This window comes from Anaerovibrio sp., assembly GCF_045637405.1.
In the GTDB taxonomy this organism is placed as follows: Bacteria; Bacillota; Negativicutes; order Selenomonadales; family Selenomonadaceae; genus Anaerovibrio.
Map to the genome: position 1 here is coordinate 1 of NZ_JAZTZI010000151.1, position 21,006 is coordinate 21,006.

Below are 21,006 nucleotides of genomic sequence, written 5' to 3' on the forward strand. Positions count from 1 at the left end.
GGAAAATAACATCACTGTTGCAACCGGTCTTGGAACCATCAGTATTCTGGGTGAGACATCCACAACAAGTGGTGATATTACCATGACCGCTGGAAAAGATACCTATGAACCAGGAGCTGAAAATGGAAACTTCATTATCGCTTCCGATGGTGCACTGGTTTCCGGCGGTGGTATCACCCTGAACGGCCGTAACGGCGATATCCTGATTGTAGATGATATTCAGGCTCAGAAAGACCTTACGGTTAATATTGCCGGCCAAGGCAATGCCGCTTTTGGAACGGATGTAGCTGTTACCAATGACGTGAGCATTTCCACCGATAAAGGTGATATCACAGTGGGATATACCGTCACCTCGAATGATGGAAATATAAAAATGACCACCGGCGAAGGCAATATCACAGTGGAAAAGGCTGTAACAGCAGGACAAAATCTTGCTATTACAACTGATAAGGGCAATATCTTAATTGGCGATAATGGCCCTGATGTTAAGACTGTCACCGCAAAACAGGATGCTACAGTCGGCACTGCACTGGGAATTGTCACAATTCATGGCAAGACCTCTGCCGAAACGGGGGATGTTACGTTGTTTGCCGGTTCTGATCAGTATGACAAGGATCAGCATACAATTATAATTGACCAAAACGGTATGGTGGAAGCTGGCAGGGATGTTAATCTCGGTGCCTTGAACGATGATATACTGGTCACTGACCGAATCCATGCAGAGCGTGATGTGACAGCAGCGGTAACCGGTAAAGGCAGGATTTTCTTCCCGGGTGATGAGGTTAAGTCCGAAAATGAAGTCAATATAGCAATGGAGAACGGTGACCTCGTATTAAATCGTGTAGAAGGCAAGAGAGTCACAGTGTGGATGGAAAATAATTCAGACCTGTCCTATTTGGGTGAAGTTTTGGCTGATGCCAACGGTACTGATGCACCAGATGTCAGCCTGACGGGTAACTATATAACCGTTGGCTCCATGACCAAGAAGGATGGTACAGCCACCTTCAGGTTCTCTGCTACCGGAGCGGGGGATAAGAAATACATTGCTCAGGAAATCACCGTTGACAGCCTGAACTCCAATACCGGAACTCAGATGTCGTCCCTCTGGTCTAACCGTGGTTATGTCCATGTAGATGCAGGCGACTTCAAAGCTGATGACGTACTGGCAGGGGACAAGATTTATTTGGACAATGACCAGACGAATTTGGCTGTCTTTGGACGTACACCAACCAGAGATGGTGAGCAGCTGGTTTACTGGAACAATTTGAATATGGCCGATGATAAGGAACGGTCCTTCCAGCTTTATACCGATGGAAAGGTCAGAACCAATGGTGCAGTTCTCATTGATGCTGACAGAAATTATGGCAAGCTCTATGGTGATAATCTTAGCGTAACGGATATGATGCGTGAGCGTGTAACCAGCACCCATGGTCAATATACCTTTGATGTAAGAACATTTACAGAGCCTGGATTAATCATTCGAAGAGGAAAATTCCTTGACATGAAGCCGTTGGAACTGAACATTCGTCGGAAGAGTGCAACAAATAATGAAATTGTGGTAGAATAAAATGAAAATGGCAGAAGGCTAAAAAATAAATGGAAAAAGGATGCTATCCCGCATAGAAGGGAGAGCATCCTTTTTTAATAAAAAAAATCAAAATTATTAACAATATTCAAAATTGATATTGAATTACAGTATAATATATGCTAATTTTGTAATATCAGGATTGTAGCTATGAGGGAGGAGTTTGTATGAAAAAGAAATTAACGGCTGTTTCTGTTGCCATGGCACTTCCACTGCTTTGTGGAAACGCCATGGCTTCGCCTGCATCAGAAATCCCCAGCAATCATTGGGCCATCGATGCCGTTCAGCAGCTGGCTTTAGATGGTTATATACAGGATTTGGATGATAGTTTTAGGAAAAATCCTATTTCCCGGGAGGCAATGGCCCAGCTGTTAACCAAGCTGCCTGAACAAAATATTCAGGGGCAGGATAAATTTTTGGCTGAACACCTGATGGTTGAATTTGCTGATGAATTAAAACAGCTTGGTATAAACAAGAAATATACCGACAAGGTATTATTTGCCAATAAGGTGCAGATACGGTCCCAGGCACAGTGGCATGCCGATGAGGGAAATAGTGTCCGGAATGATGCCCATTATGCTACCCTTCAATTAAATCCTTATATGATATTCGATAAAAACTGGTCTGCTAAGCTGCGGGCAGAAGCCAACTTTAACTTTGATACAGGAAATTTTGTAACACCAGGAAATTATCTGACAGATGGACAAAATGTAATTCCAAGCACCGGCTTCAAGCATTTCTATGTACAATATGATGATAATAATGTACAACTAAAGGGAGGCATCATTCCATATAAAACCATCATTGATGAAGGTATGATGTATGATTATCATTTGGCTGGTGGTCAGGTTACAGTGACCAACAAGGTTAATATTACCGTAACAGCCGGCAAAAACAAGCGCTTTGATGCCATAAATGATTTATCAAAGGTTTACGCCAATGATTCCTCTATTTCCTACGGCAATTATCTGGGGCTGGAATTATACAATAACCGCCATGATCGTTTTACCTGGGGGGTGGGGTATCACCGTTGGGTCAACAATGATAAAACATATGAAGAATGTGGTGCTACGGCCATAAATATTTATGAATTGTCCCTTGGCTATAAGTTTGACAAAAACCTTCGGTTACATGGAGCCTTTTCCTGGACCAATGATCCTACAGCAGAGCATGAGTCAGGAAAGGCTGATGAGCCGGTAAACCACAATACCAAAAGAGCTTACAATATTGAACTGGATTACAAGGGAGCAAAGCTTTCCCAGCCTGGTTCCTTTGGTCTTTTCCTAGCCTATCGTCAAATGGGTCATTACGCTGTAATGGCTCCTACCTATGATATTGCCATTCATGGCAAACGCGGTTTCGAAATAGGAGGGGAATATGTATTTGCTCCTAATCTTCTGGGCAGTGCCCGCTACTTCCACGGACAAAAGCTGCCTGATGAAACCGGTCCTGGCGAACAGATGGAAAACTACCGTGGTTTCTTATGTGAACTGAAGTATTTCTTCTGATACTGTTATTTAAAATCCCCCAAAGGCTTCCAATCATAAAGCCCTTGGGGGATAATTTTATTTTCTTCCACTAATACAATTTAATCGCGAAGCTTGCATTTTATTTTTACAATATTGCCGCCCACAACCTTGAATTCCAGCTTTTTAAAATAATCTGTACTGTAATAGGTATATTCCGTATCATCATAATCTCTGTCAATTTTATCAGGAGCCCCATATGTAGCAGTAATTGACGATTCCGGCATTCCTACCGCCACTCCTCCCGGGGTGGCATTTCCGGCTGTATAGGTCTCGATTTCCTCCACCAGGTTTGGATTGTAATCTGAACGCTCAATAACGACTCCATTGGTGAAATAAATCTTATCCCCGGCATACTGAGGATTACCCAGCTTTGCTGTGGCATCAGCCACAGAAGAACCGGGAGCCACACCAGAAATCGCTATTCCCTCGGGAGAAATCATGGCACAGCAAACTGCTGAGGCTGCCATAGTAAGACCGGCTACTAATGCTATCATCTTCTTTTTCATGCGAAACCCTCCTTAGTGCAACATACCACATTCTATTTTTTCTACATGATTTAATTCCAGCTCAAAATTCAATCCTACTGCCGGGTTATTTGCAGAATGATATATAATGTGATCACCTACTACGGCATTAGGCTGTCCATAAGCCGCTATTACGTCGTCCACAGATGAACCAACCTTTATACCTTTTAAAGTACCAAGACCATTTAAATCGTCTACCTTAATGCGCTGTACTATTCCATTTACTACATACAAATCAAACACGTTTTTATATTCATATTTAATCATTCCATCATCACGGTCAATCTCGTGAGGCTCACCATGGCGTTGACGTACAGCATCAATTGACGCACCATAGGAAATCTGCCCCAGCACCAACTGATCATCAGTTAAGGTTGCTGCGGCTGAAGGCTGAATCTGCACACCACCTGCAGCCGGTACCTGAGTCTGAGTTGCTGCAGGTATGGTGGTATTGCCAGCCGGTGGAACTGTTCCTGCTGGCTGTTGAGTAGTGGCCGCTGGAACAATAGGGGCCGTATTGGCCACGTAAAGTGAATTGAGGTAGAAATAGGCCACTGTGCCGCCAATTCCCAAAAATAAAGCCAACACAACTGCCAGAACTGCCTTCTTGCTCATAATGATACCCTCCTTTAGTATTGTCCCCTCTAAAGGCGATTTACTGTTACAACAATAATCGTTACTTTTATCATCTTCGTTAAATGTATATTCGTGCTGAATATAGGTAAATCCTTTTTCCATTCAATAATTTTCATGCTTGTATATGAAAAATAACCACCAGAAAACGGCAGGATAATTTGCGTATTTGTAGAATATGCTAAATACGAAACTTGAAAAAACAAACCCTTGTCATGCAGTTTATTAACTTATGAATATTTACAAAGAAAGGGTGATTTTATGAAAAAAATTATTTCTTACCACAGAATGTGCAGTTTTTTCTTAACGGTGTGTTTACTAATGATTTTTGTACAGGCAAAGGGCTATGGAAACCAAAAAGAAATTAATTATCCGGCCTATATGCAAGGGATTAATTACGGAACGGGAATAACTTATGTTATAGGTCATAAGCCTCCTGATTCTGATAGTGTGTGTACGGTGATTGCCTACGCCAACCTAAAACGACAACTGGGCATAAACGCAGAGGCGAGGATTGGGTCCCCGATTAATGCGGAATCAGCCTATGCGCTTAATTATTTCGGGGTTCCTGTGCCAAAAGTGTTAGATAATGCCGCTGGGAAAAATATTATTTTAATTGACCATAACAGCTTTGCTCAAGCTATTCCTGGCATGAATAAAGCTAATATTTTAGAAATTATAGATCATCATAACCTTATTGGTGATATAAGGACATCTGCCCCTATATATTATCGCAATCTGCCTGTGGGGTGTGCTTCAACTATTGTTTGGCTGGAATATAATGAAGCTAATGTACCTATTGATAGGGCTATGGCTGGTATGATGTTATCGGCTATTCTTTCAGATACAGATAATTTGCAGAGCAGTACAACTACGGATCTTGACAGACAGGCTGTGGCTGCTTTGGAAAAGAAGGCTGGCATCAAGGACTGTGATTCTTATTTCCTGAGCATGGAAAAAGACCTGGCTGCATATAATGATATGTCTGAAAAGGATATTTTTTATTCTGATTATAAAGAATTTAATATTGATGGCGTTTCCTATGGCTGTGCCACAGTTTTGGCACTAACACCTGCCAAGAGAGAAGAAATGGAAAAAAGATTGGGCAAATGGATTCAGCAGAATTTTAACAGCCAAAAGATGGATATGCTTTTTTTGAAAATTCACGACCTGGAAACATATCAGGCAACCCTGTCATGTTATGGTAAAGGGGCTTTGGAAAGTGGAGAAGCAGCCTTTGGCAAGGGTAATGGAAATATAATTCCTCTGGGAACAAATATGTCCAGAAAGAAAGTTATCCGTCTTCTCCAGCCAGCAATAGCAAATTGGAGGTTATCATCTGCATCGTAACGCTTTAAAAATGCTCCTTTATACAGTTTTAAAGAAGCGGCAAATATGATAGAATGTAAAAGTGTGACTTAGTAAGCACGTGACAATCATATAGTTAGGCAGGTGTGTATTATGAGATCAGATGTTGTAAAAAAAGGCGCAACCCGTTGTGCCCACAGATCACTGTTTAATGCCATGGGCTTTGGCCCAGAGGATTTGAAAAAGCCATTGATTGGTATCTGCAATTCCTTTAATGAAGTAATTCCAGGACATATTCATCTAAAAGAGATTGCTGAAGCAGCCAAGCTGGGAGTTGCCGCAGCTGGCGGAACTCCTATGGAGTTCCCTGCAATCGGAGTTTGCGATGGTATTGCCATGGGACATACAGGCATGAAATACTCACTTGCCAGCCGTGAGCTGATTGCTGACTCAATTGAGGCAGTAGCTATGGCCACCGGCTTTGATGGATTGGTTTTAATACCAAACTGCGATAAGGTAGTTCCAGGTATGATTATGGCAGCCGCCCGTCTGAATATTCCTTGTATTGTTGTAAGTGGCGGTCCGATGCTTCCAGGCCGATATCATGGTAAGGACATCAGCGTCAGCCAGTCCTTTGAGGCGGCAGGCGAATTCGCTGCTGGTAAAATCAGCGAGGATGATATGACAGCCATCGAGGCAGTGGCTTGCCCTGGCTGTGGCTCCTGTGCCGGACTTTTTACCGCAAATACTATGAACTGTCTCACTGAGGCCCTTGGTATGGGACTCCCTGGCAATGGTACTATTCCAGCTGCTTACACAGGGGCCCGCAGACTTTTGGCCAAGCGTGCTGGTGAGCGTATTTTGGAGCTGGTAAAGAAAGACATTAAGCCACGGGATATTTTAACCCAAAAGGCCTTTGAAAATGCCATTACTGTGGATATGGGTATTGGAGGTTCTTCAAATACTGTACTTCATCTTACAGCTATAGCCCATGAGGCTGGCATAGAGCTGCCTGCCCAGAAGTTTGATGAAATCAGTCACAATACCCCATATATTGCCTGTCTAAGTCCTGCCGGACATCATCATATCGTCGATTTAAACGAGGCTGGTGGTATTTCTGCAGTAATGAAGGAGCTGTCCAAGAAAGGGATTATTCACACTGACGCTCTTACTGTTTGCGGCACTGTGGCAGATCGCATTGCCAATGCAAGGATTTTGCGTTCAGATGTAATAAAGACTGTAGAGCAGCCTTATCGTCCAGAGGGTGGTCTGGCAATTCTCTCCGGCAATCTCTGCCCTGAAAATGCTGTTGTAAAGGCTTCTGCCGTTGCTGAGGATATGCTGGTATATTCCGGCAAGGCCAAGTGCTACAGCTCTGAGGAGGATGCTGTAAACGCCATTATGGATGGTGACATTCACGATGGTGATGTGGTGGTTATCCGCTACGAAGGGCCAAAGGGTGGTCCTGGTATGCAGGAAATGCTGAATCCGACTGCGGCTATTGTGGGCCGTGGGCTGAAGGTGGGCCTTATTACAGATGGCCGGTTCTCCGGAGCCAGCCGTGGTGCCTGCATTGGCCATGTATCTCCAGAAGCTATGGCAGGCGGTCCTATCGCCCTTATAGAGGATGGGGACATTATTGATATTGATATTCCAAATCGCAAGCTGGAGCTTCGTGTAGACGATGAAACCCTTGCCAAGCGTAAGGCTGCATGGGTTAAGCCAGAGCCTAAAATCAAGCATGGCTATCTGGCACGCTATGCCAAGCTCACCACCTCTGCATCCAAGGGTGCTGTGGTGACAGCGGACTAATTTTTGAGGTTGTATAATGCACATTGTTCTTATTGAGCCGGAAATTCCCGGCAACACCGGTAATATAGCACGTCTTTGTGCGGCAACCGGTATCGAACTTCATTTGGTGAAGCCTTTGGGCTTTTCAATTGATGATAAACACTTAAAGCGGGCTGGTCTTGACTATTGGGATATGGTGAAGGTTCACGTCCATGAAAACTTTCAGGAGGTGCTGGATAAATATCCAGACAATAACTTCCATTATTGTTCCACCAAGGCACCACGGGCCCATTCCGAAGCTCAGTTTGGGCTGGATGACATGCTGGTGTTTGGCAAGGAAACCGCTGGTATTCCCGAGCCTATCTTAAAGGCAAACTGGGAAAAATGTATTCGTATTCCAATGATAGAAGGTGCCCGTTCCCTTAACCTGTCCAATGCGGTGGCTATAGTAGCTTATGAGGCCATGCGCCAGCTGGATTATGCAAATCTTCAGCAGATTGGGCCAGGAACGAGAACTTGACACTTTTCATACACATATTTAGGAGGAATTTATTAAATGAGTATTTACGTTGTAGGACACAAGAATCCGGACACCGATTCCATCTGTGCTGCTATCAGCTATGCTGCTTTAAAGCAGGCTATGGGGGAGGATGCAACTGCCATCCGTTGCGGTGAAATCAATAAGGAAACCCAGTACGCGCTTGATTATTTTGATGTGGCTGCACCAATTTTGGCAACCAAGGTTGAGGCCGGTCAGAAGGTTATCCAGGTGGATCACAATGAGGTGGGCCAGGCCATTGACGGTCTTGCTGAAGCAGAGCTTATTGAAATTGTTGACCATCACCGTTTTGGCGGTCTGAACACTGCTGGTCCTATTTTCGTTCACACTGAGCCAGTTGGCTGTACTTCTACAATTATTGCCAACATGTTCTGGGATAAAAATATTTCCATTCCTAAGGATATTGCAGGCCTGCTGTTGTCCGCTATTATGTCCGATACTGTTCTTTATAAGTCTCCAACATGTACTGATAAAGACCATGATGCAGCTGAGAAGCTGGCTGAGATTGCTGAGGTTGATCTCCATGAGTACGCTATGGCTATGCTGAAGGCTGGTGCCGGCGTAGGCGATATGACTCCGGCTGAGATTGCCAAGGTTGACTCCAAGCCATTTAGCTTTGGCAACTACAAGGCTCTTGTAAGCCAGATTTCCGTTATGGATACTGCTGAGGTTCTCAACATGAAGGCTGATATTACCGCCGCCATGAAGGATATCTGCGATAAGGAAGGCTATAATCTTATTATGCTTATGGTTACCGATATTATCGAGGAGTCTACTGATCTGGTATTCTATGGTGAGCCTAAGAAGCTGATTGCAGATGCCTTCAAGCAGGATGCTTCCGGCGATTGCATTCATCTGCCAGGGGTAATGTCCCGTAAAAAGCAGATTGTACCTCCTCTTACTGAGGCTGCTGCAAAATTCTAAGTATTTTTTACCCCTTCAGCATGGCTCTATTGCCTAAATAGGCCCTGAAGGGGTTATTTCTTTTTTAATTACAACTAGGAGGATAACCTTGGATATATTCAGTGGATTAAATCCCGCCCAAAGGGAAGCGGTGGAGTGCCTAGAGGGGCCACTTTTGATAATGGCGGGAGCGGGCTCCGGAAAAACCAGAGTTCTGACCCATCGCATTGCAAATCTTTTAGCCCATGGAGTATCTCCATATAGCATTTTGGCCATTACCTTTACCAATAAGGCAGCAGCTGAAATGCGTGAGCGTGTTGACCGTATGATTGGTGCAGGTTCAAAGGATATATGGCTCAGCACCTTTCATAGTTTTTGTGCCCGGATTTTACGCCGGGAGATAGAGGCTACGGGGATATATCAGAAAAGCTTTGTTATATATGATGCCAGTGATACCCAGTCTTTAGTAAAAAAGTGTCTTAAAGAGCTGAATCTTGATGACAAGCAGTATACCCCGGGAGCTGTTCTGGGGGCTATTTCCAATGCTAAAAATCAGATGATGGGGCCGCAGGCCTTTTCCCAGCATGTCCGCACCAATGGTACATTTTACGACCAGAAGGTGTCCGAGGTTTATACCCTTTATCAGAGCAAGCTCCGTTCCAATAATGCTCTCGATTTTGATGACCTGCTTTTGGTTGCTGTGTCCGTACTGGAGGAAAACGAGGAAATAAGAACCCGTTATCAGCGTCGGTTCAGATATATTATGGTGGACGAGTATCAGGATACAAATGGGGCCCAGTATCAGCTGACCAAGCTGCTGGCCGGCGGTCATCACAACCTCTGCGTTGTAGGTGATGCGGATCAGTCAATTTACGGCTGGCGTGGGGCGGATATGCGCAACATTTTGAACTTTGAAAGCGATTATCCTGAGGCCCGCACCATTATGCTGGAGCAGAATTACCGTTCCACCAAAAAGATTTTGGCAGCTGCCAATGCAGTTATTGAGCATAATCCTAACAGAAAGAAAAAGGTGCTGTGGACTGATAATACTGATGGAGATCCTATCACCACATATCTGGCTTCTGATGAACGGGACGAGGCCAGATTTATACTGGACAACATCGTAAAGCAGAATACTCTGTTTAATACCCCGTATGGTGATATGGCAGTGCTTTACAGAACAAATGCCCAGTCCCGAGTGCTGGAGGAAGCCTTTATGCGTCAGGGGATGCCATATACCATGGTAGGCGGTCTGAAATTCTATGAGCGCATGGAAATCAAGGATATTATCGCTTATATGCGTGTATTGTCGAATCCTTTTGATTCTGTCAGTCTCCAGCGTATTATCAATGTGCCACGCCGTGGTATCGGTGAGACCTCCATTAATAAATTGCTGGCTTATGCCAACGAAAAGGAGATTTCCCTCTTTGAGATAATTGCCAACCCGGATACCTTAAATGAAATTCCAGGCCTCACTGCCAGGACAAAGAATCCGTTGGGAGCTTTCTCCATGCTATTGCTGGATTTGATGAATAAGCAGGAGGGTATGCCAGTTTCCCAGCTCATGGAGGAAATTATTGACCAGACTGGTTATATCGAGGCTCTGAAAGCGGATAAAAAGAAGGGAGAGGACAATACCTCCCGAATTGAAAATGTCCGGGAATTTGTGGGGGTAGCCAAGGATTTTGAAAAGACGGAAACAGAAACCGGTCTCTTTAATTTCCTCGAGCATATTTCCTTGATTACTGATCTTGATAAGACTGTTGAGGCCACTGATAGGGTTACTATGATGACCCTTCATGCGGCCAAGGGCCTGGAGTTCCCGGTGGTATTTATCGCCGGAATGGAGGAGGGCATGTTCCCTCATTCCAGAACCTTGGACAGCCCAGAGGAGCTGGAGGAGGAGCGACGTACCTGCTATGTGGGTATTACCCGTGCAGAACGCAAGCTGTTTTTGACCTACGCATCTATGCGCACCATTTACGGTCAGACCAGAGTTTATGACCCATCCCGCTTCCTGGAGGAAATTCCGCCTCAGTACAAGGAGGAGCTTTCTGCCAGAGGCCATAGAAGCTTTGGAGGCAGCAGTTTTGGAAACAGCTTCGGTGCTTATGGAAATAACAGAGGACAGGGAAGCTCATATATGCCACGGTTCTCCCAAGGCAGCAGCAATGCGGGCCATCAGGGTCAGTCCATGTCTGCCATGGATGCCCTTAAAACAGTTAGAGGTGCTACTGGCCCTGCCCGAATAGTTACCAACACCAATAATTCTGCCACAGCAACCACCAACAGGCCATCCGGACTAATTAAGCCAAATACAAGTGTTGAGTGGAAAACCGGAGATAAGGCGGCACATAGCAAATTTGGTACTGGTACTGTTATATCCATAAGTGGCAGCGGTGAAAACACCGAACTTCAGATAGCATTTCCGAATCAGGGGGTCAAGAGACTGGTACTGAAATACGCCCCTATTAAGAAAGTTTAAATATTTAAAGAAGGCTTAAAATGGATATTAAAGACATAAAAAAAGAGCTGACGGCTCTCAGAAAAGAAATAAAATATCACAGCAACCTTTATTACAACAACGATGCACCGGAAATCTCCGACTATGAATTTGATCAGCTGATGTTGAAGCTGAAAAAAATTGAGGCGGAATATCCAGAATTAATCACCAAAACCTCCCCAACCCAGATGGTTGGCGGCATGGCCAAGCGTGAGGCTGGCGTTTTGGTAGCCCATGATGTGCCAATGCTTTCCCTACAGGATGTGTTCTCCAAGGAGGAGGTTATTTCTTTTGTGACTTCCTTGCAGGAGCAGCTGGATAATCCTGAATTTGTGGTGGAGGAAAAGATTGATGGCCTTTCCCTTGCCCTTCGCTATCGTGATGGTGAGCTTACCCAGGCTATTACCAGAGGTGATGGTGTGGTACAGGGTGAGGATGTAACGGAAAATGCCAAGGTCATCAAGGATATAAAGCAAAAGCTTAAAGAGACGGTTCCTTATTTTGAGGTTCGTGGCGAGGTTTATATGAGCCGTGAAGCCTTTGAGAAGGTCAATGTACGCCAGGAGCTGCTGGGAATGAAGACCTTTGCCAACCCACGTAATTGTGCAGCGGGAACCCTGCGACAGCTGGACAGCCGCATAACCAAGGAACGCAATCTCTCCATGTTTGTGTTTAATCTTCAGACGGCTGAGGGCATTGAGTTTGCCACCCATACAGAAGCCTATGACTTTATGAAAAAGCAGGGTATCAAGGTCATCCATAACTATCGTGTGTGCCATACAGCTGAGGAAGTTATTGCGGCTATTGATGCCATTGGCGAGTCCCGTGGTGACTTGGAATATGACATTGATGGTGCAGTGGTAAAGCTGAACAGTCTGGCCCAGAGAGAACAGCTGGGAGCTACCTCTAAGGTACCTCGCTGGGCTGTGGCCTATAAATATCCGCCAGAGGAAAAGGAAACTATCCTGAAAGAAATTGAATTGTCAGTGGGACGTACTGGACGCATTACTCCTACGGCTATATTTGAGCCAGTACAGTTGTGCGGTACCAAGGTGGAGCGGGCAACTCTCCATAATCAGGATTATATTGATGATTTGGATATCTGTATCGGTGACACCATTAAGGTGTTTAAATCCGGAGAAATTATCCCGAAGGTCCGCGAGGTGGTAAAATCCAAGCGTCCTGCGGGAGCCACCAGATTTACCATTGGCAATATATGTCCTGCTTGTGGTGCCAAGGCAGTTCGCGAGGAAAATACCTCTGATATAAAATGTATCAATCCTTCCTGCCCGGCTCAGCTGGAAAATCATATTATAAACTTTGTAAGCCGTGATGCCATGAATATCAAGGGTATTGGCGAGCAGAATATCAAGGCACTTATAGAGGCTGGCTACATCAAGGATATTGCTGATATTTTTGTGCTGGACAAGTATCGGGATGAGCTCATTGAAAAGGGTCTTATTGGCAAGGAAAAGAATACCGACAAGGTGCTGGCAGCCATTAGTGAGTCCAAAAACAATGAGCCACAGCGTCTGTTGACCGGTTTTGGCATTTCAGGTATTGGCAAGGCAGCAGCCAGGGAGCTTATGCTGCACTTTGGCAGTATTGACGCTTTGGCAGCAGCTGATTTTGAGGCAGTAAAGGAAGTACGGGATATTGGTGACATCAGTGCCCGGGCCATCTGCGATTATTTTGCTGATAAAGTAAATGCTGATATAATGAATAGGCTGAAGGCAGCTGGTGTCAATATGGTGTTGGAGGATACAGGAATCACCGGCGATATTCTGGCAGGTAAAACTGTGGTAGTAACCGGTACCCTGCCAACCCTTAGCCGAAACGATGCCAAGTCATTAATAGAGGCCAATGGTGGTAAGGCGGCTGGCAGTGTTTCAAAGAAAACAGACTATGTTTTGGCCGGTGAGGCTGCCGGAAGTAAACTGACCAAGGCTCAGGAGCTGGGAATTACTGTAATTGATGAAGCTGAATTTCTGAAAATGATAGGACAGTAACCTTAATGAAGAAAAATCAAAAAAGTCTTAAAAAATATATAGTGGCTGACAAATACGGCGATATGACAGCGGAGGACTATCTAAAGTCTGTTATGAAGGTATCCTCCCGCAATCGCCAGCGTCTTTTCCGTTCCAAGAATGTTTTTCTGAATGGACGTCCCGTTCATTCTAAGCAGCATATCAAAGGGGGAGATATGGTTGCTATCCGCCTCTTTGCCGATGATACCTATGGAGTAAAGCCTCAAATTGGCCCAGTGGATGTGCTTTATGAGGACGATGCTGTTATTGTACTGAACAAACCCGCAGGAATGCTGGTACACCCGGCAGGCCAAACTGACAGCTTTACTCTGGCCAATTTCCTGGCGGGATATTTTCAGGAAAAGGGACAGACCATAACCATTCGCCCTCTGCATCGTCTGGACCGGGATACCACTGGCTGCGTGCTCTTTGCCAAGAAGCCGGAGTATCAGACAAAACTGGAGGCACAGCTGAAGGCAAATACCATGCATCGTATTTATCAGTCTGTTGTTATGGGTACAGGTATTATGGAGGAATATCCAGATGGCTGTATCGGAAAAAATATTGGGAAGGTTCCCGGTATGTCAAATCGCCGTAGGGTCGATGACAACGGGCAGCCGGCGGTAACTCATTTTAAGCTGGTGGAGGAGGTCGGTCCCAACACCTTGTTGGAGCTATGGCTGGAAACAGGCCGCACCCATCAGATAAGAGTTCACATGGATTTTGTGGGGCACCCTGTACTTGGTGATAAAATGTATGGTACTCCGTCACGGCTGATTAATCGTCAGGCCCTGCATGCTTCTGCTATTCAATTTCAGCATCCTGTTACAGGTCAGCTGGTAGAGGTTAAAGCACCAATACCGGTGGATATGCAGGAGTGTATAAATAAGTTAAAAGCCTTTTGGGATTGAAAAAGCGTATATTAAAACACTATAGAAAATTTGTGGTGTAATATTTATTATTTTAAAAAAAAAGAAGGATATTTAGTTATTGTGTAGAAATATTTACCTATAATTAGGATGGTAATAGCCATTTATGGTCAAAAACTTGGACAAATGTTGAGGGGGAATTATAAAAATAAAGGGGTGTTAAAAAAATGAATATGCAAAAAAAAGCAATTTTATTTTTTAGTATCTGTGTTATAGCTGTTTGTCTGGTGACGGCATTTCTAGGATATCGGAATGCTATATCGGGATTTGATAGAGCTCTGACAAGCAAAGCATTAAATGATGGGTTTTACTTGCGTGAAGTAATTGACGGCCTGTATAACGGCTCCTGGAATATTAAGAACGGTCAGCTGTACAAGGGCGATGCTCTTTTAAATGGCAAAACTGACCATATTGATCGTTTGAGCGAAGAAACAGGCGATGCCATTACCATTTTCCAGGGAGATACCCGTGTATCGACTACAGTAAAAAAAGAAGACGGTTCCCGTGCTACAGGCACCAAGTGCTCTGCTGAGGTAGCTGACAGAGTGCTTGTTAAGGGTGAAACCGTAAACATGGTAACACAGGTAGTTGGCAAAGACTATTACGTAAGCTATCAGCCAATTAAAGATTCCAGCAATAAGATTATTGGTATGCTGTTTGTAGGTGTACCGGCAACTGACCTTGATACAATGGCAAATGCTTTTATCACAAGTATGGCTATTGCAACTATTATTCTTATCCTAATTATGGGTGTGGTTGTTACCTTCGCTGTTCGTCATACCTTAAGTCCTCTTAAGTCTGTTCAGAGAGCTCTGGAGAATGTGGCAAATGGAGACCTCAGTATTCCGGATCTCCATATCGAGGGCAGTGACGAAATAGCCCTGTTGGCACATGATACCAATAGCATGAAGAACGCTATCAGAACATTGATGTCCAACATAGCCCACTCAGCAGAGCAGGTAGCTGCAGCCAGCCAAGAGCTTACAGCGACTGCCAACCAGACCGGTGAGAGTATCCGTGTCGTTGCCAATAGTGCAGTTAAGATGGCTGAAAATAACCAGGATCAGGTTAGAGAGCTGGAAAATACCCATTATAAGGTTAGCGACATGAATAATGATATGACTGACCTTACAAATTACTCCAATGATATGAAGGAAGCTGCCAATGACAGTCTTAAGGGTGTTGCCAACGGCCAGATTACCGTTCGAAAGGCAATTGATACCATGCACAATATGTCCAAGCAGATAGATGCTTCCTCCGTTATTGTTGAAGCCCTTGGTGAACGTTCTGCTAGTATCGTTCAGGTTATTGAGACCATTTCCAATATTGCCAGTCAAACCAATCTGTTGGCACTTAATGCTGCAATTGAGGCCGCCCGTGCCGGTGAAGCAGGTCGTGGCTTTGCCGTAGTAGCTGAGGAGGTAAGAAAGCTGGCAGAGCAGTCTGAGATTGCTGCCAAGAGTATTTCCGACATGATTACTACTATCCAGTCTGATACCATCAAGGCTGTTCAGGCCATGAAGGAAAATAATGAGGGTGTACAGGAAGGTACAAAGATTGTTTCTGAAGCTGGAGCTGCCTTTGATCAGATTTCCGAGCTTATTACCAACATGAATTCCCAGATTGATGTATCCCTTAAGGCCATCGAAAAGACTGGTGTCGTTTGCAACGATATCAGAGGTATCATGGACAATGTGGTTCAGCTGGGTAATCGTTCTGCAGATGAGGCTCAGGGTGTAAGTGCTTCCACTGAGGAGCAGGCTGCCATGATGGATGAAATTGCCAGAGCAAGTAATTCCTTGGCAGAGCTGTCCCAGTCTCTCCAGAATTATGTAACCAAGTTTAAGATTTAATCTGATACCAAGGTACATAAACTGGTACAAAAATAATTCAAAATTTAATCTCCTGATGGATTCGCTCAAGAGTCTATCAGGAGATTTTTTAGGGGGAAATGTTCATGACAGATACGGTTCATAACATAAATGTAAAGGTATATATTGCTGACAGCTCCAAGTTACAGGACAAGGGTCTGTTTCAGCTTTTCTATGATAATGCCAACGCATACAGAAGAGAAAAAATAGACAAAGCTGAAGAACAGCGGGACAAACAGGCAATTTTGGCGGCTGGTGTGCTATTGTCCAGGGCCTTAAATGAGGCCGGCTACAATGAACAGGAGCTGGAGCTGCAATTTAATAATAGCGGTAAGCCATTTTATTCCAAGCATCCTGAACTGGGCTTCAGTCTTGCTTATTCCGGGGACAGGGCTATGTGTGCCATTGCCATAGCTGATGGTCCCATTGGTGCGGAAATCGGCTGTGACGTGGAGGAAAATACAAAAGAGCTGGCAGAGTATTTGGATGAATATAATATGACGGCAGATAAGTGGACCAGGCTGGAAAGCTATGCCAAGGCAACCCAGGCAGATATGGAAAGTCTTTTCTATGGAAGTGCCTCTGTTATTCCGGGATTTATTTTTTCTCATCCTGAATTGGATGACAATTATAAATATAATGTATGTTGCAGAATCAAAATACCTTCTAAAAATTTTATCATCGTTGATATGACTAAATAAAATAAGCATAACGCTAAACCAGATTAGTTTTTATAAGGAAAAATATTACTTTAACTTGTAATAATTTACTTTTCTCATTATAATGTAAAGTGGAATCTGGATAAGCAAGTTTGTTTTTATGGTTATTACAGAAGGGGTTTGATTATCATAAGACGTACAGATACTAAACAAAGAATATTAAAGGAGTCTCTGAGATTATTTTCAGAGTATGGATATGAAGCTGTAGGTGTTGAAATGATTGCAGCTGCTGTGAAGGTAACTCCGCCTTCCCTGTATAAGCATTTCAGCGGAAAAAAAGAAATCGTAGAGGCCATCAGTGATTGGGTAGTTGAGCTCTATGAAGAGCATAGCCTTTCTGTGGCAGATCTGGATGACATTGATATTGAACAAATGGATGAGGATAGCTTTGTCAATTATTTAATGCCATTCGCTGAAAATATTTTGCATGATGAAATTTTAAAGAGCATTAAAAAGCTGTTGACTATTGAGCAGTTCCGCAATGAACGGGCCCGTCTCATGTACATTGAAAAATGCTATGAGCTGCCTGAGAAGCATACCCGCAATCTGGTGGAGCGTCTGATGAAGCTGAGAAAGCCGGATGCAGACATTGACGTTGATTACGTTGCCAGGGTTCTTACCTTTCCGACTATCAACGTACTTAACAGATGCTACTGTGACCCTGATTATGAAGAAGTGGGGTTGGATTTCTTAAGAAAGCATCTTCATAAAGCTTGGCAATTTATATTTGCGTAAAAACATAACGCAGTTATTCTATTTTCTTTTTTGTGGGAAAAATATGAGTAACTGCGTTATAATTATATTTGGGGAAAGTTTTTTTATATAAAATGTGGGGTGAACTGACATGGAAAATAGTGGAGACGGTAAGGGGACCTTTACACTGAAGCATTATCTGTTTTTACTGGTATGGTGGCTTTCTTTGGGCTTTACCCTGGATACCAACTCAGCCCTTTTGGGCTTGGTTCTGAGCTTTGTATTCTTTGCCATGACGGCTATGCACGTGTTGAAAAAATCAATACTTATTATGCTGGCTGTCTTTATCCTGACGGCCATATTTCCGCCATTAGGCTTTGCAGTGGCCTGTCTGGCACTGATATTCTTCCTTATGCGTATCACCTTTGTCATAGATAACTGGCGGGCATTAAGCGTTGGTCTGTACGCCTATGGAATATATCTGCTGGTTGTAATTTTTAATTCCTTCTTTTACGAAACAGTAGTGGTTCAGGCTACCATTAGAGTTGTGGATTTCTTTAATGCCGGTGGCGAAACTGCTGTGGAAACCTTTGGTCAGCAGGGGGTGGATGCTGTAAATGCCACCACTGGTTTTATCAAGGAAGCTATTCATGTGGGTTCATATATTTTGCCGCTGTTTCTGGCCTTTTTCTTCCACAGACTTTTGGGCTGGCTGTATAAGCACGGTTATACTACAGACAGGGCATTCTACGTAATTGGCTTAACCCCGTTGGTGGTTATGGCTATAGTATTGCCATTCCTCAAAATTGACCTTGCAGGGGATACCTTGTTCTCCGGTTCCTTGGCAGACGGCACCGACGGCGTTGCCGGAATCGATGGAGTGAACAATACTATTCATGTGCCAACTGTAGAAATGCCTAGTCAGGTCACCACAATTATGGACGTAGCTAATGTGGATATAGGAAGCTGGTTTGTGGAAAATGCAGCGGCTTTTTCACCGGCCATTGAATCCTCAATGGCGACACTTGCAGTGCGGGGAATCTATGTTGGTGCTGAAAAATATGAAGGCAAAGCAGGTTTCCAGACCCTCTTTAATGGTGGCATTCAGACCATTATGGAGGACGAGAAAAACCATACAACTATAAAAAATGAAAAAGGAGAGGAGATATCTGAGATTTTTTATGATGAGTCCACAGATACGGACCGTATTCTTCTGGAGGACGGCAACGAGCTTATCTTCACCAAGGCTTCAGGTACCATACTGGACGGTGAAGGTCATTTGATGGGAAGATTTAAGCAAAATTCTGATGGGGACACAGTGCTTGTAAGCGGGGAGGACAAGGTCATCAGAACCTACCATCATGACGGAACTATTAGAAATGCCAAGGGCGAAGTGGTAGGGGAGGCCAAAATAGCCGTATAAAGTGAGTCAATTTATTTTTTAGGGGGATGACAACAATGAATCAAAAGGGCTACGACATTTTTAAACGTTCGTTGTACACCTTTCTGGTAGTATTTTTATTGCTTTGCCAGACGGTATTTGCGGCCGATTTCAGCAAGGTAATGATTCTGCACACCAATGATACCCATGGCTTTGTCATGGGAGATGACAAGCATATCGGTATGCCTGTTATTTCCCAAATAAAAAAGGACATGGAAGCAAAGGGCTATAAGGTTATAATGCTGGATGCCGGAGATATTATTCAGGGTAATGTTTTGGCGAAATTTGACAAGGGCCAGTCCTGTATTAAATTTATGAATGCCATAGGCTATGATGCTGCAACTATTGGTAACCATGAATTCGATTACGGCCTTGGTGTATTGGAAGAACGCATGAAGGAAGCTAAATTCCCGTTTATTTCATCCAATATAATCGACAATAACACTGAAAATACCTTTGTAAAGCCATATATTGTTTTGGAAAAGGAGTATGGTAAAATCGGTATTATTGGTTTAACCACTCCGGAAACAAAGACCAGTTCCCTTCCTGAAAATGTCGCAACCTTGAATTTTCTTGAAGGAAAAATGCTTATGGCCAGCACCCAGATGTATGTTAGCAAATTAATTGCCGAAAAATGCGATCTCATTATTGCGTTGGGGCATTTGGGCAGTAAAGATGGCTGCATGGGCAGTCGTTCCGAGGATGTTCTTGCAAATGTAAATGGCATTGATATATTCATTGATGGTCACGATCACTTAGTAAAAAATAATATTGTTGGCAATGCATTACAGGTAGAAACTGGTTCGCACACCGAGCATCTTGGTTGTATTGTTTATGAGGATGGCAAATGGCAGGAAAAACTGATAAATCTGGGAGAGTATACAAGGACTGACAAGAATGTGGAGAAGCTGGTGAATAATGCCTCCTATAATATGGATTTACACTTGTCAACACCTGTTGGAGAAGCAGTTAATGATATGAGTGGAGAAATTATGCCTGGATTGAGGACTCAGGAAGCGGCCATGGGTGATTTTTGCTCAGATGCCATATTATGGCAGTCAAATCAGATTTTAGGTCAGGCTAACAAGGCCGATGGCTGTATTGTAAATGGTGGAGCCATTAGAACAGGCTTTAATGCAGGAAAGATTAAGGTTAAGGATATTCAATCTGTATTCCCATTTGATAACCAGCTGTGGGTTGTTACCATAAAAGGCTCCAAGCTGTTGGAGCTTCTTGAGGCTTCCACCCAGAATACTCCTGATGCAATGGGTGGCTTCCCACAGGTTTCCGGCATTGAATATACCTTGAATTTAACAGTTCCATACCAAAAGGGGCCTCAGTATCCCCGTTCCATGTATTATGCACCTGCAGCTCCCGGAAGCCGTGTTACTATAAATTCTGTAGGCGGAAAGGCCTTTGACCCTGATGCCGAATACAAAATCGTGGTCAATGGCTTCATTAAAGAAGGCGGTGACACTTACAGTGGTTTGACAGCTGAAAATGCTTTTATTGCCGCCGATGAACTTGGAATTACAGACAGTTATTGTCTGCAGAATTACATCAAAGAGCGCTTACATGGCAAGATTACACCTGAGTACAATAAAATACAGGGACGAATCAAAATAATTTCATAAAATAATTATCCGCTCACAAAGATCTAATAACTTCCGGTAAGGGAATCTTGTCAAAAAAAATACTGTAGTATATAATAACTGTAAGGCAAATGGTGTTTTAATGATATGTGTTTTTATTTCACCAAAAAAAGAACCCCTGTGATGAGGTCTGGTACACTTCCATCTCAGGGGTTCTCGCACGTTTATAGACCGTGCTCAGTCTTCGGCTGACTGCTTAGCGGAAGAATCTGGCCAGCCATTTGCAAATATAGTAGGCGACTATACTTGCAGCGACGGATTCCAATAATGATATGTGTCTCATATTTCACCTTCTCCTACTGCTGGAGTATAGAGGTAAGCAGTAACTAAATTATAACA

The 21,006-nt window shown here is 43.8% G+C and carries 16 protein-coding genes; 14 read left to right on the forward strand and 2 right to left on the reverse strand.

The genetic code is table 11. From position 1 onward, the window contains the following. Nucleotides 1-1,567, forward strand: a 1,567-nt coding sequence (locus tag ACKI5G_RS10245; RefSeq protein WP_407400070.1) for a hypothetical protein, incomplete at its 5' end; no start/stop codon positions are given. 185 nt (nt 1,568-1,752) lie between these two features. Continuing rightward, a complete protein-coding gene (locus tag ACKI5G_RS10250; RefSeq protein WP_407400072.1) occupies nt 1,753-3,093 on the forward strand; it encodes a hypothetical protein in 1,341 nt (446 codons plus the stop codon). A gap of 80 nt (nt 3,094-3,173) precedes the next feature. Here the strand turns inward: ACKI5G_RS10250 and ACKI5G_RS10255 are convergent, their stop codons facing one another. Beyond that, entirely contained in the window at nt 3,174-3,620 is a 447-nt protein-coding gene (locus tag ACKI5G_RS10255) for a hypothetical protein (protein ID WP_407400074.1), read from the reverse strand. A 12-nt stretch (nt 3,621-3,632) separates the two neighbouring features. Continuing rightward, on the reverse strand, nt 3,633-4,253 hold the full coding sequence (locus ACKI5G_RS10260) for a hypothetical protein (protein ID WP_407400076.1): 621 nt from the start codon (nt 4,251-4,253) through the stop codon (nt 3,633-3,635). A 339-nt stretch (nt 4,254-4,592) separates the two neighbouring features. Here ACKI5G_RS10260 and ACKI5G_RS10265 point away from each other — a divergent pair, with 339 nt between their 5' ends. The 12 genes from ACKI5G_RS10265 (at nt 4,593) to ACKI5G_RS10320 (ending at nt 20,649) form a co-directional block, all read left to right on the forward strand. After that, nucleotides 4,593-5,621 (forward strand): DHH family phosphoesterase, encoded by a 1,029-nt coding sequence (locus tag ACKI5G_RS10265; RefSeq protein ID WP_407400078.1) that lies wholly within the window; start codon nt 4,593-4,595, stop codon nt 5,619-5,621. A 111-nt stretch (nt 5,622-5,732) separates the two neighbouring features. After that, the gene (gene ilvD, locus ACKI5G_RS10270; protein ID WP_407400080.1) at nt 5,733-7,391 is read left to right on the forward strand and encodes a dihydroxy-acid dehydratase; all 1,659 of its coding nucleotides are present in this window, start codon (nt 5,733-5,735) and stop codon (nt 7,389-7,391) included. A gap of 16 nt (nt 7,392-7,407) precedes the next feature. Then, nucleotides 7,408-7,890, forward strand: coding sequence for a tRNA (uridine(34)/cytosine(34)/5-carboxymethylaminomethyluridine(34)-2'-O)-methyltransferase TrmL (trmL, locus tag ACKI5G_RS10275; protein WP_407400082.1), 483 nt, complete (start codon nt 7,408-7,410; stop codon nt 7,888-7,890). Between the two features lie 36 nt (nt 7,891-7,926). Beyond that, entirely contained in the window at nt 7,927-8,853 is a 927-nt protein-coding gene (locus ACKI5G_RS10280) for a manganese-dependent inorganic pyrophosphatase (RefSeq protein ID WP_407400084.1), read from the forward strand. Nucleotides 8,854-8,941: 88 nt separating this feature from the next. Then, entirely contained in the window at nt 8,942-11,317 is a 2,376-nt protein-coding gene (gene pcrA / locus ACKI5G_RS10285) for a DNA helicase PcrA (protein WP_407400086.1), read from the forward strand. 20 nt (nt 11,318-11,337) lie between these two features. After that, entirely contained in the window at nt 11,338-13,344 is a 2,007-nt protein-coding gene (gene ligA, locus ACKI5G_RS10290; protein ID WP_407400088.1) for an NAD-dependent DNA ligase LigA, read from the forward strand. Between the two features lie 5 nt (nt 13,345-13,349). Further along, nucleotides 13,350-14,273, forward strand: a complete 924-nt coding sequence (locus ACKI5G_RS10295) for an RluA family pseudouridine synthase (protein ID WP_407400090.1) — start codon at nt 13,350-13,352, stop codon at nt 14,271-14,273. 185 nt (nt 14,274-14,458) lie between these two features. After that, complete coding sequence (locus ACKI5G_RS10300) at nt 14,459-16,144, forward strand: methyl-accepting chemotaxis protein (RefSeq protein ID WP_407400092.1); 1,686 nt, start codon at nt 14,459-14,461, stop codon at nt 16,142-16,144. A gap of 104 nt (nt 16,145-16,248) precedes the next feature. Further along, nucleotides 16,249-16,863: a 4'-phosphopantetheinyl transferase family protein gene (locus ACKI5G_RS10305; RefSeq protein ID WP_407400094.1), complete on the forward strand. Its 615-nt coding sequence runs from the start codon at nt 16,249-16,251 to the stop codon at nt 16,861-16,863. 138 nt (nt 16,864-17,001) lie between these two features. Next, nucleotides 17,002-17,616: a TetR/AcrR family transcriptional regulator gene (locus tag ACKI5G_RS10310; protein ID WP_407400096.1), complete on the forward strand. Its 615-nt coding sequence runs from the start codon at nt 17,002-17,004 to the stop codon at nt 17,614-17,616. 109 nt (nt 17,617-17,725) lie between these two features. Next, nucleotides 17,726-18,997 carry a hypothetical protein gene (locus ACKI5G_RS10315; protein WP_407400098.1) on the forward strand — a complete coding sequence of 424 codons (1,272 nt, stop codon included), beginning with the start codon at nt 17,726-17,728 and terminating at the stop codon, nt 18,995-18,997. A gap of 35 nt (nt 18,998-19,032) precedes the next feature. Beyond that, nucleotides 19,033-20,649 carry a bifunctional metallophosphatase/5'-nucleotidase gene (locus ACKI5G_RS10320; protein WP_407400100.1) on the forward strand — a complete coding sequence of 539 codons (1,617 nt, stop codon included), beginning with the start codon at nt 19,033-19,035 and terminating at the stop codon, nt 20,647-20,649. The last annotated feature ends 357 nt before the right edge of the window (nt 20,650-21,006 follow it).